This is a genomic window from Legionella lytica (assembly GCF_044626755.1).
In the GTDB taxonomy this organism is placed as follows: domain Bacteria; phylum Pseudomonadota; class Gammaproteobacteria; order Legionellales; family Legionellaceae; genus Legionella; species Legionella lytica_A.
In genome coordinates this window covers 20965-33093 of the sequence record NZ_JBGORX010000005.1, presented here as the reverse complement: position 1 = coordinate 33093, position 12129 = coordinate 20965, and the positions used below count along the sequence as shown (strand labels likewise).

Below are 12129 nucleotides of genomic sequence, written 5' to 3'. Positions count from 1 at the left end.
TGTACTCCTGATTAATTGAGCGCTAAGCGATCACGTACGCCTTGAAATGCAGCCAGGGTAATTTCCACATCTTCCAGACTATGGGCGGCAGTAGGAACAAGACGGAATAGAATGGTTCCTAGAGGAACAACTGGGGAGGTTACTGCGGTTACAAAAATACCGTATTCATCCCGTAAAATATGCAGCATTTCAATTGCCAGTTTCATATCCCCTCCACGAATATAAATTGGAGTAATCTGAGTTTGCGTTTGACCTAGATCAAAGCCCAGTTTTTTCAAACCGGTTTGTAATGCGGTAGCTATTTCCCATAATTTTAAGCGTTTTTCTTGACCAGCAATGATCAGATCAGTGGCTTTATCAATGGTATGAATAAGAACTAATGGGTGTGCTTTAGAGAAAATAGCGGGTCTTGAGTTAAGGCGTAGATAGGAAATTACCTCTCGAGGACCACTAGCAAAACCACCGATGGAAACAAAGGCCTTAGCAAAGGTACCGAAATAAATATCGATTTGATCCTGGAGATCAAAGTACTCTCCACTTCCGCGGCCCTCATTGCCAAGTACTCCTAAAGCATGTGCATCATCTAGAAAGAGCCGAGCCTGGTATTTTTCCTTCAACGCACATATTTCTGGCAAATTCGCCAGATCGCCGCGCATCCCGAAAATACCCTCAGTAACAATTAAAATTCCACCTTGATTTTCTTCTGAGGCTAACTTTAATTGTCGCTCTAAATCGGCCATATCATTATGTTTAAATGGTTTAATACGCACCCCGGTGCGCGCTTGCGCCAGAAAAGCGGCATCAATCATGCAGGCATGGGAATATTGGTCAATAATGATTGTGTCACCTTTTCCTGCCAAGCCAGTGATGGTTCCCAGTACTCCCAGGTAACCTGCAATAAATAAGGCAGCGTCTTCTTTTTGAGTAAGGTTGGCGAGTTTTTTTTCTAAATTTATATGATCCATGGTATTACCAGACATCAGCCGTGCACCCATGGGGGTTGTGGTGCTCCAATTTTGTACTGCTTTCAATCCGGCTTCTTGAATTTCTGGGTTCTGGGCAAGACCTAAATAATCATTGATGGTCCAGACTATCATAGGTTTGTTTTGAAACTGCATGTGTGGACCAGATGGGCCTTGCAAGATAGGGCTAATTAAGTAGTTGTCATCATCCTTGCTTTGGGCTGCAAAATTTCCATTTTCGCTATAACATTTATCAAAAATATCTGCTTTAGCCATTATTTATTCCCTATACATTAGACTTAATATTCAGTATAGAAATTAAACTAACACACATCCATTTTTTGACCATTATTTTAAAAAAGTTGTTCTTAAATAGATACTTAATAATTCTTGAAATTGCTAAAATGCAAAAACTCTCACTAAAATGACGGTGCCTAGAATCAAAAAAATAGTACCAAAAACATAGTTGATAACGCGCAGCGTATCAGAAGTAAAATGTTTTTTTAAAATAAAGGCGATGGCTGCGCTGAGCATGAACCAAACCAACATTGAACCGAATATAATACTCACGATTAAGATACTTCCATCAAGTAAATTCAGGTTCAGATGCTCTAATCCTAGAGCGGCTAATACGGCAAAAAATAAAAGAAGGGCGGCTGAATTAGAAAGAGACAACAGAAACGCTTCAATTAAAAAATGCCAGGATGAGTGTTGGCGCTCTTTGATGTGCGGTGTTTTAGGATTTTTTAAATAGTGTTTGATTCCCAGGTACAATAAGATAAAACCACCCAGACACTGTAACTGTGTCTGATATTTCGTTAATTGCTCGGAGATAAAGGTGAGCCCACAAGCAGTAATTAAACCGAAAACTCCGTCAGCCAAGGCGGAGCCTATTCCGGTAACAAAACCTGCTTTAAATCCGAGGTTTAGAGAGCGCTGAATGCATAAGGCCGCAATAGGGCCCATAGGGGCGGAGACCAGAATTCCTATTATTAGTCCATAAATAATTAAAATAATCATGAGGTTATATTATCTATAAGGTTAGAATACGCTTAACTTTAATTATCGATTACTATTAAGGTAGTTTAGGATATTCTTTCTATTTTCTCTCTAATTGTGGCGATTTTTAAAGAATTACCCACATCTCTTAAGAAAACCATAATAAAAATTATATATAATTTACAAATAGTAGACAGCTAAGGTTTTATAAACGATGCCAAGAAAAATGCTTTATTCAAATGAAATGGATTTAATCATTAACAGACATCTTTCCGGAAATAGCGAATGGGAAAAAAATGAAGTCTTGGTGCCTGTTTCTTTTCTTGAACTGAAGGTAACATATTTCTACAATAAAAATAAAAATTTTATCATTATTTCGAGTCCGCTCGCTGTAAAGCCAGGAAGAGGGGATGCCGAGGAACCTTCATACCAAGCCACCATTGAAGCAATAAAAAATCAACTGGGTAAGGAAAACTTTGGTATTGGTTGCTCCTTGTTAGGAAAAAATCATTACATCGCTCTTTTCAAAGAAGCGGGAGAGGAAGGGAAAATAGCGATATTTGATTCCAAAATAAGTTCTCCACATCAATTTTTTAAGTCACCAGAAGCTCCTGGTTTTTTTGAAAAAGTTTGGGGACTAGTTAAGGCACCTTTTAACGCTTTTGGCTTGTGGGCTTTTGCAATTGGAAAAGAAATACACTGTTCTTTTCTTGATAAGGACGTGACCTTGTATAGACTTGGTACCCAACCATTTTTTGATGGTGTAAGTTGCGGTTTTCATTCTTCGGGCGCGATTTTAAATATAATTGATTTAATGCACACTAGCGAAGTAACAACGGAAGAAGTCGTTCTCTCCATAACCAACCATAAGCATTTAGACTTACAAGCAGAGTGTATTTTAAATACTAAGGATGAGGCAATCCCAGCCATTAATCCCACTATGTGCTTGTTAGGGGCACAAGTTGAAAATAATTCTGCTCACGAGCCTTTAGTTAATTCTGACGGTTATGAGCATTCTGAGGATGAGCTCGCTCCAATTAAAAAAGAGGATGTGGTGCCTGGGTCTATTCAACAGGATGAATTTGAAAAAAACTCCGTCCATACCACATTGAGTGGGCTGTATTTCTAAGTTAGAAAAAATTATATGCAGTAAGGTTGGTGACCAACCCATCCTGCTGCGCTTCGATACACATGATATTTTGGGTTAGTGTCATCATAACCATATGAAATATTATGAATTATTTTTGGTAAAAATAACTCCAGCAGCCATACTTTCTTTTCTGGTGCTGACTATAGCCCATGCGGGAACTCCTCTGATCTCACTAGACTTCCACTTCTGTTCCGGCTAACAGGGTGAAAATCATTAAATATCAAGTGACGAATCACTCAAAAAAAGAGCATACCTTGATGATGTTGCCAATAACGGGTATCAGTTAATTAATCGACGTGATAAGTCCACCCTCAACATGGATTGCTGAGCCATTGGTTGCCGCGGAGAGCGGACTTGCAAGATAGGCTACAGTGCTTGCGATTTCCTGTGGTTCGATCATGCGTTGTAGGAGGGAGGAGCTGCGATGCTTGCTAAAAAACTCTGCCTCCATTTCGTTTTCGGATGCTGCGGGATTGCTCGTGACACTTCGCAGAAAATCAACTATTCCTTCCGAGCGGGTAGGTCCTGGCATCACTGAATTGACGGTCACACCCGTGCCTTTGGTAAGGTTGGCTAGTCCACGAGAAACAGAAAGCTGGGCGGTTTTGGTAGTGGCGTAATGAATCATGTCTGATGGGATCATTAGTCCCGATTCGCTGGAAACGAAAATGATGCGTCCCCAATTGCGTGCCAACATCCCTTCGAAATAAGCCCGTGCGAGTCGAATGCCTCCCAGTACATTGATTTCGAAAAACTTTAGCCAGTCTTCATCGGTAATCTCGGTGAACTTTTTGCTTTCGTAGATTCCGAGATTATTGATTAGAATATCGACTTGTGGTAATTGCTTCACCAGCTTGGCCACACCTTCGGCACTAATGGCATCAGCCAAAATGCCATCTACTTTTTGACCGCCAGAGGCTTTTATACTCGCCACGGCCTCATCCAGCTTTGACTGGTTACGACCAGTAATAACTACTTTTGCGCCTTCGATAGCTAAAGTACGGGCAATCTCTAAGCCAATACCCGCCGTTGAGCCAGTAACCAGGGCAGTTTTATCATTGAGTTTTAAATCCATAAAAATCTCCAGTCCGCATTGTTTTTTATGAGGTATTCTTTTCAGTTATAAATAGTTTTCTAAAAGTATGTCTTAATAATGCACTATTCACTAGTGTATTTAAAGAGGTATCGAATCCATATCCTCTTTTAGCAAAAGGGCAGGATCTCAATAATGAGCAACAGGTTTAACATCCAATATTTAAAAGAACGCTTCTCCCATAAAGCCGGATGCATTTCCTATAAATGCTCCATGGGTGGGCGGCAATTGCATGGAATGAAATGCGATTAGGCTAATTAGTGTAGGTCGATATGTTAACTTCTCAGATCTTGCAATTCTAAAGCCATTAAAAAACATCAAATAACACCAAACCATTCTCATCTTGACCATTACTAATGTTACAAGTCCAATCGACAACCAATTGTTGCTTTTGTAAAACCGGATCGAAGAAATTCATATGTAGTGTCGCTGTATTATCTTCAAAAACACTTAAACGACCCGACAGAATTAAAGATTCTCCAGAAGGGCGTTCTATAAAAATTTTCATCGATGTGGTGACGGTATCGATTAATCGTTCATTAATTGTTTCTTGAGCATGGAAGTAGTGGGTAAAATCAAATCGGGTGGTGGCGCCATCTAATCGCCTCATTACCTGAGTGCGAATGGTGGGTTCCGTTACAAGACAGTTATCAAAATGAATGATTGCTCTGACTTCATTGCCATTCTCAACCGCTTGCACTAATTGAGAAAAATTAATGATATTTGTACCGGCTGCATTCGTTTGATTTAAGGAAAGTACTAATAAAACACTAACAACAACTGATCGCCAGATTTTCATTTATGTCCTCCATGAACCATTCATTCTATGACGCTCATCACTTAAATAATTGTTCTTTTATAAGTTGGGAAATATCAACCATTATGGTTAATAATGTTTCATTAAATGTATTTAGTGTATTATCTGTTTGTTAAAATTTCCACTTTCTACTGATTTTTGAATCAATTAAAAACTTAATAGGTAGGCAGATTTTTGAGGGAAGAGGTGATTGCACTGTATTTGGAGCTAGGTCTTAGCATAAAGACCTGGCTCCAGTATGTAGTTTATGAAATAAGTTGCTTATTGTCCTGCACAAAAATAGTAGGCATGATAACTACTAGCAATACCCACACCACCACCCCCTGATAGAGTGATACGGGTAATAGAGTCATTTATAAAATAAGTATACTCGGTGGGTATTGAGCTGGGTGTTATGGTCGCTGTAAACACGACCAGGTTCCCTTGATATGCTGTAAAGGTAAAAGGCCTTAATATAGTCAGCAAATCACTAGCCATTTTAAACCCAATTTTTGTATAAGAGGTGCTGCTTGGCAGGCTCATGGTTATCGAAGGGCTGGCTCCTAGGATGAGATAACCCATTGTTACGAAGTTCGTCAGGTCAGTATCCGTTAAAAACCCTAGATTACCTATTTGGCCTGAGCCGATTACTGTGATTCCAGGTGTTGATGTGAGGGTTATGGGCACGCAGGTAGGACTCACCGTAATGGTGGTCATCTGAGTGTCGGTGTTACTGCCATTAATGGTAACGCTTGTGGCGGGTGTACTTACGGAGCTGGTAAATGTTATTACACAATTATCTCCTGGAGCCAGAGTACCCGTACAGCTATTGTTTAACACCGTAATATTGCTTCCCGTCGGAATACTTGCGGTAATACCCGCAGCATTAACTAAAGACGTATTGGACACGGTAACCGCGCCACTACTTCCTGCATCAAAGGCTAAGGTACTGGGATTTACACTAATGGTTGCAGTTGGTGCATTGGTTACCGTGACGGCGACATTCTCTATAGTGGTATTGTCTCCCTTCACTTCAATATCGGTTGGTCCTTCAGGAGTGTTGCTGGTAAAAGTAAGGCTACAAGTTTCACCTATGCCCAGATTTGGTAAACAGGTATTGCTTTGCTGGAAGAGGTTACTGCCTAAAGGGATTACTGAACCGACGTTAATTGCAGTTACTGTGGAGCCCGAGCTGTTTGTCACATTCACGCTCCCTGTTCCACCGGCAGTAAACATCAAAGAGCTGGGGCTAACGGTCAGTAGAGCGGTTGGGGTGGCGGTTACTGTGACTGCAACGGGTACGGGATTGGTATTGCTGCCACTCACCTCCACCGAGGTTGGGCCTTCTGCCATCGCACTGGTTAATATAATCGTACAACTAGTACCTACAGCGAGACTGCTATTACAATGATTACTGAGAACCGTAATGGCGCTGCCCGCAGGAATAACTGCATCCACATTCGTTGCAGGAACAGTCGATGTGGAATCATTAAAAACGGTTAAGGTTCCATTCATGCCTTGAGTAAATACCAGCACTGTTGGGCTGACACTAATGTTTGATACAGGCACCGGTGTAACAGAAACAGTTACTTGGCTGCTGTTGGTATTGCTGCCACGGACTCCTACAATTGTAGGTCCTTCAACTGCCGATGCAGTCAAGGTGATGGTACAACTCGCACCAACAGCAAGACTTGCGCCACACGTACTACTTTGTAGCACAATACCGCTACTGCCAGGAATGGCAGCAACTACATTGTTTGCAGGTTCGGAAGAGCTACTGCTGTTGGTTATGGTAAAAAAGCCATTGGCTCCGGCGACAAAACTTAGACTGGCAGGGCTCACACTAATTACTGCGCCAGTAGCGACGCTGCGCGTAATATTTAAACTATTGGCTGCACTTGGTTGGTAGCATTGATTCGGATTGGGACTATCGTCAGTGTTTGCCTGGCATAAAACGGGACCATGATGAATTCCCTCTTGAGGTAAGGCGCTGCCGGTAATAGTTACATTAAGAGTACAACTGCTCCCCGCTTGGCCTCGAGGGGCTAATACACACGGAGTGGTTTTGCTGATTCCTGGCATGTCGCGCATGACGAGTCGTTTTGATTTGGGTGATTGGTTTTGTACCTGATACTGGACACTCACGGTTCCATTTTCAGCAACGGTCTGGGTGGGATTGCTTCCAGCGCTTGGCTCAATGGTCCATAATGGTGTGGCGGCATGTGCTGCAGAGAGTAAAAGACTTGAGATAAAAAAAACAAATAAAGGGCTTATTTTTAAAATGGTTTTGATGGCTGAGGTTAAATATTTCCTCATCATTAATTTGAGTCGGCTTAAAGCAAAGAAAAAATGCTGCATGAATACCTCCGGGTATGAGTCGCTAATGTTTTCGACCTGTTTAATCCTTTAGACTGGAGCACAATATTAAAGTAAAACAACCATACAGTGTATTGATTTCATAAAAAATTATTAAATTAAAAGCTATCACCAAAGGAATTTATTGCCTGGAGGAATGTTGCTGACTTTAAGGAAAACGTGCATAGGGTTTGTCGTTAAGCACTGCTTCTTTTGCCCATAGGACATTAAATTTCATGTCGATCTTTGACATTGAACCATTCTTCTATAGCTGAGCATTCTTGATAAGTGGCATTTTATTGCTAGACTTTATTTCTAAGCTCGTTTTTTATCTAAATTGTTTTTAATTGCAAAGGATTGGTTATGGTTTATTCAGTAAGAAATAATTTTTTATCTTTATTTGTTTTATGTTTATTGAGTTTTAGTAGGGTACTTTGTGCAGACACCTCCCTCCAAATAGATACTATCCTCACTGATCACGCTTCCGGTGATCATCCAATGCCCAAGGAAGTCTTTACGAAGGATACTCAAGTTCTTTATGTTTTTTGGAAATCAACACAGCTGAAAGAGGGGCAAAAAATAAAATCAGTTTGGATGGCAGAAAATACTAATCAGGCGGCCCCATCTAATTATAAAATTGATGAGGTTGAATTAACGCTTCAGCCTGGGACAGCAACTAATTTAATTGCGTTATTACCGGGTAACCAATGGAGTGGTAAATTTAAAATTACTAAACCCAACAAGGGTTGGCCAGCAGGTAAATATCGGATGGATATTTATGTTGATGATAATTTAGTTAAATCCATAAAATTTAATGTTGCACAGGCTACCCCTGCGAGCACCGAACATAATAAATCAGCCAAGGCTTGGGGTGTTATCGCTGTTGACTCTGCAAGCCGTGATACAGACTGTGCTTTTGGTATCGGTGGTGGTTCTTCTCGTGTGGAAGCAGAAACAAATGCTCAAAATTTCTGTAATGAAGCGGGCGGCCAGCAATGTGGGGTGGTGGTGGCATATCAACAATGTGGCGCCTTTGCTCTTTCTAAAGATCGGGACGGAGCAGGAACAGGACCTAGCAAGGAAATTGCAGAAGATGTGGCCTTAAGTCAATGTAAAGACCCCGATTGTGAGATCATTGCTTCTGATTGTAATTAATCAAAAATCTTGACATGCCGCGGTCTGACGCGGCAGCATTTGGTTAACAAATAGATACCAGGCTTTGCCAAGATCAGTGAATAGAGGATCTTTTCTATTCTCAAGTCCCTACCAAGCAGATGCATTGACTTAAAAACGACCTCCCTTACCGATGATCCTTCAAAGGAAAATATGCGCAAATAAAACAACAACATTGAGCTGAAGAGAATAGGGACCACTCTTTTTCTCCTGGGATAGCGTAGAGAGTGGTTTGATTCGTCCCTAATACTTGCATCAATTAAGTTTTATTAATTAATATGGACTTAAAGTTTTAACACTAGGGTTGAGCGCGCGGGATGCTAAACATCAATCTTTTAAGTTCCATGCGAGGATGGCTATTGGTATTGTTCCTATTTTGGGTGAATAGGGCAATCGCGATTCAAACGCCATCCCTTGGAAATTTTTCTTTACCTTCTTCTCAGCAACCCGGCCCCTTTTTTTCATTTGGACAAAATATTATTGATAAAAATCAATTGGTTGTTTCTTACACGCCTGATTATGTGTACAGTAAAACGCAGAGTATTATTGAAGGTACGCCTTCTCTTCTCTATGGACTCACTGACTCCGCTTCTATATTGTTGACCCTTCCTATTGCGTTAAAATATGTAACTGGCACGAAAACTTTTTCGGGGATGGGCGATATGGTTCTTGATTTAGAATACGCCTTCTACACTAAGGAAAACGCTCACTATTCGGATCAGGCGACGATTATTTTTTCCCCCACATTCCCTACCAGTAATTTAGTTGAAATTTCTAAGAAACTTGACCCAACCAGCCGTACATCCGGATTTTCCAGAGAAAACGCGCCCTCTACTTTCAATGCAATGAGTTATTTTATTGGTTCAACTTATGCGCGTACCCTGGTGGATTGGTATGGCTTTGTTGCTCCAGGAATTTTATTCATCGACAAACAGGATTCCATTCAGCAAGGAATGCAATATTATTACAATTTAGGGGTAGGGCGTACTATTAACTCGGTGGAAAAAAAATATATATTCTTAGGCTTGGTCGAATTGAACGGGCAATATAGCGAGCGAACTAAATTAGGTTCTGATGTGGTGCCAAACACGGGAGGCAACATTATTTATGCAACGCCATCGCTTTGGCTGTCTACTTCTAAAATGACGTTCCAAGTAGGCATTGCTTTACCGATTACACAACGTTGGTATGGGAATCAAAGTAAAATTTCCTATTATTCAGGTGCTGTTGTGACTTGGACTATTCACTAAAAATTAGGTGTGCTAACGTCATTGCGAGCCTTAGCGAATCAACCCATTTGCTGCCTTTTAGTTTCAAGATTTAAAATATTAAATGTTAAGCAAAAGCATGTTCGTGTTGCTCTCGATGAAGTCGGGTGTTTAATTCCTAAAATAATACCAGAGCGCGGGGCAGGCCGCGCCAGGGTAATTCGTCTACAGGATGATGCAGCAACTATTTAACTCTTGGGCTTTATGTTTGAAAGATTGAGCTTCTTGAGCCAGCACTTCACTTCTTTTTGTCAAGTCCTCTATTTTTTCTTGACGTTGTAACATCAGGTCAATATTGTTTTTCATTAATTGTTTGGTTTCTTCTAATGTTTCGTTGATTTCGCTTATTTTTTCATTTTGAGTATATTTTTCTAAATCGCTTGCCGCAGTAACCATGGTGATTTTTTCATCGAAAAGATATAAATAAAGGTAAGACATTTGAGAGGCATTCAGTTTGCAATCTGCAGCAACGATGCAACAGTTGTCTTTAACTTTATACACTGAAAACCAATAGTTGTCTTTATTGAAATAGTGGATTTGTGCTGTTTGAACCTGTGCGTCACAAAAATCGGTGATTTCTTTTTTAGTAGTATCGGATAACACTTTACTAAATAAACCGAATAAACTATTACCTGGAATATGCCAGGAAAATGGGGTGTTTCCAGACTTTGTTGCTAAACCAAAACATTTCATCCTTGTTCTCCCAAAAAATAAAATTGCGCTAATCAGCGCGTTTTCAGAATAGCTATTTAAGGTTAGTAATTGCAAGATCATTTTGCAGCGATTTGTTATGGATGCTGTCTAAAAAATAATTTTTTGGTTCTCATCTTTTTTCTCTACGTAGGGGCAGATAAAATGAGGCTCTTTTTAATTGTTTATCTTCATGAGCATTTTATGAAACCCATTCATTTGTTAAACGTAATTCTCGCCAGCACTTCTCCTCGACGTTTGCAAATAATCCAAGCGCATGGATTAGCTGCTGTTGTTATGCCAGCTAATATTGATGAGGTTCAGCAAAAGGATGAAGAAGCTAAAGCGTATGTAACCCGACTCGCCAAGGAAAAAGCGCAAGCTATTTTACCGTGGGTTGATGCTAGTGCAGCTGACGTAATTCTTGCAGCAGACACCACTGTAGCTTATGAGAATCATATTTTAGAAAAACCCCAGGATGCTAAAGACGCATATAGAATGTTAAGCATGCTCAGTGGAAAATCACATACGGTTTATACGGGATATGCTCTTGTTTTTTTACCCGAACACCGCTGGTGGATTGACTGTGCGGCAACGCAAATTAGTTTTCATCATCTCACGGACCAACAAATAAAAAGTTACATCGATTCGGGAGATCCATTTGATAAAGCAGGGGGCTATGGCATCCAAAATGTGCGAGATACGTTTGTTAAAGAAATCCAGGGATCCTATTACAACGTGATGGGGTTGCCTATTGAAGAGATTATGCAAAAACTCGCTGAAGAGCCCACTTCGAACATTCGTTAAAATAGTGTAGTCCAATGCCGGATCTTAGCTAATCGTAGCCCGTATTAGCGAAGCGTAAATCGGGATCCCAGCCACCGGCTAGAGGTGCTCAATATACAACCATTTGTATATTTGTTTATCTGTGTGTATTCTAATTTTAATATGTTGCGGGTCAATCGCAATACGATTAAAACATTTTACATCCATGCTGGAGATGCCTCATTAAAAAGCATCTGTCAATTTTTGTATGGTTTAATGGATAGCGGGTTTAAATTTGGTTCAACCCATGGTGTTGAGAATGGTGGCGCGTGGACATACAAAGGATTGATTAGTGCTAATTTAGCTGAAAAACTCTCTCTATGTGAATTCATAGCCCATTTAAGTACCCTTTATTTAAAAATGATGGATACAGGGGAGTATGGCATGACTATTCATGATATTGATAATAACTCAACCGTCGAGCAGGTTTTTCAGCACATTATCGATATTTTGGATAGGTTATCTGTCGATGATTTTCACCAGTATTTTGGTCCAAACCAAAGTAAAGCAGATTTATTCCCTGCTAAAAGAACGTATTACAGTAATTTTAATGAAGCTGCTTCTTTGTTGGCAGATTTATCTATATTCACACAGCCTTCCGCTGAAGTTCATCAAGAGGATGAGCCTACTGGGGAGTTGACGCTCAACTAAATAGCTCTCAATAGCACCCGCGCTGTGCCGAAGGGCATTTATAAATGCGCTCCCACACGAGAAGGATTTGAGCAGCTTAAAGCAATCGATTCTTGCGCTGTTCTAAATGCGCATTTAGTGAACAAGTGAGGCGAACCATCTGGACCAATTGTTTTGTTATGGTCGCA

The 12129-nt window shown here is 40.4% G+C and carries 11 protein-coding genes; 5 read left to right on the top strand and 6 right to left on the bottom strand.

The window, feature by feature from the left end:
• Window positions 1-11 precede the first annotated feature (11 nt).
• Both ACD661_RS11895 and ACD661_RS11890 read right to left on the bottom strand, forming a co-directional pair.
• Window positions 12-1238, bottom strand: a complete 1227-nt coding sequence (locus ACD661_RS11895) for an aminotransferase class I/II-fold pyridoxal phosphate-dependent enzyme (RefSeq protein WP_400188083.1) — start codon at window positions 1236-1238, stop codon at window positions 12-14.
• A 123-nt stretch (window positions 1239-1361) separates the two neighbouring features.
• On the bottom strand, window positions 1362-1982 hold the full coding sequence (locus ACD661_RS11890) for a LysE family translocator (protein WP_400188082.1): 621 nt from the start codon (window positions 1980-1982) through the stop codon (window positions 1362-1364).
• 193 nt (window positions 1983-2175) lie between these two features.
• On the opposite strand from ACD661_RS11890, the gene ACD661_RS11885 reads away from it, so the two are divergent.
• On the top strand, window positions 2176-3090 hold the full coding sequence (locus ACD661_RS11885; RefSeq protein ID WP_400188081.1) for a hypothetical protein: 915 nt from the start codon (window positions 2176-2178) through the stop codon (window positions 3088-3090).
• 304 nt (window positions 3091-3394) lie between these two features.
• On the opposite strand, the gene ACD661_RS11880 is transcribed toward ACD661_RS11885, so the two are convergent.
• The 3 genes from ACD661_RS11880 to ACD661_RS11870 form a co-directional block, all read right to left on the bottom strand.
• The gene (locus tag ACD661_RS11880; RefSeq protein ID WP_400188080.1) at window positions 3395-4186 is read right to left on the bottom strand and encodes an SDR family NAD(P)-dependent oxidoreductase; all 792 of its coding nucleotides are present in this window, start codon (window positions 4184-4186) and stop codon (window positions 3395-3397) included.
• 325 nt (window positions 4187-4511) lie between these two features.
• Window positions 4512-5003: a hypothetical protein gene (locus ACD661_RS11875; RefSeq protein WP_400188079.1), complete on the bottom strand. Its 492-nt coding sequence runs from the start codon at window positions 5001-5003 to the stop codon at window positions 4512-4514.
• Window positions 5004-5282: 279 nt separating this feature from the next.
• Window positions 5283-7358 carry a hypothetical protein gene (locus ACD661_RS11870; RefSeq protein WP_400188078.1) on the bottom strand — a complete coding sequence of 692 codons (2076 nt, stop codon included), beginning with the start codon at window positions 7356-7358 and terminating at the stop codon, window positions 5283-5285.
• Window positions 7359-7718: 360 nt separating this feature from the next.
• On the opposite strand from ACD661_RS11870, the gene ACD661_RS11865 reads away from it, so the two are divergent.
• Window positions 7719-8510, top strand: coding sequence for a DUF4189 domain-containing protein (locus ACD661_RS11865; protein WP_400188077.1), 792 nt, complete (start codon window positions 7719-7721; stop codon window positions 8508-8510).
• Between the two features lie 335 nt (window positions 8511-8845).
• Window positions 8846-9778: a hypothetical protein gene (locus tag ACD661_RS11860; protein ID WP_400188076.1), complete on the top strand. Its 933-nt coding sequence runs from the start codon at window positions 8846-8848 to the stop codon at window positions 9776-9778.
• 183 nt (window positions 9779-9961) lie between these two features.
• Here the strand turns inward: ACD661_RS11860 and ACD661_RS11855 are convergent, their stop codons facing one another.
• Window positions 9962-10489, bottom strand: coding sequence for an R-SNARE family protein (locus tag ACD661_RS11855; protein ID WP_400188075.1), 528 nt, complete (start codon window positions 10487-10489; stop codon window positions 9962-9964).
• Between the two features lie 201 nt (window positions 10490-10690).
• Between ACD661_RS11855 and ACD661_RS11850 the strand changes: the two genes are divergently transcribed.
• Together ACD661_RS11850 and ACD661_RS11845 are read left to right on the top strand one after the other, a co-directional pair.
• On the top strand, window positions 10691-11293 hold the full coding sequence (locus ACD661_RS11850; protein WP_400188204.1) for a Maf family protein: 603 nt from the start codon (window positions 10691-10693) through the stop codon (window positions 11291-11293).
• 123 nt (window positions 11294-11416) lie between these two features.
• Window positions 11417-11962, top strand: coding sequence for a hypothetical protein (locus tag ACD661_RS11845; RefSeq protein WP_400188074.1), 546 nt, complete (start codon window positions 11417-11419; stop codon window positions 11960-11962).
• Window positions 11963-12129 lie beyond the last annotated feature (167 nt).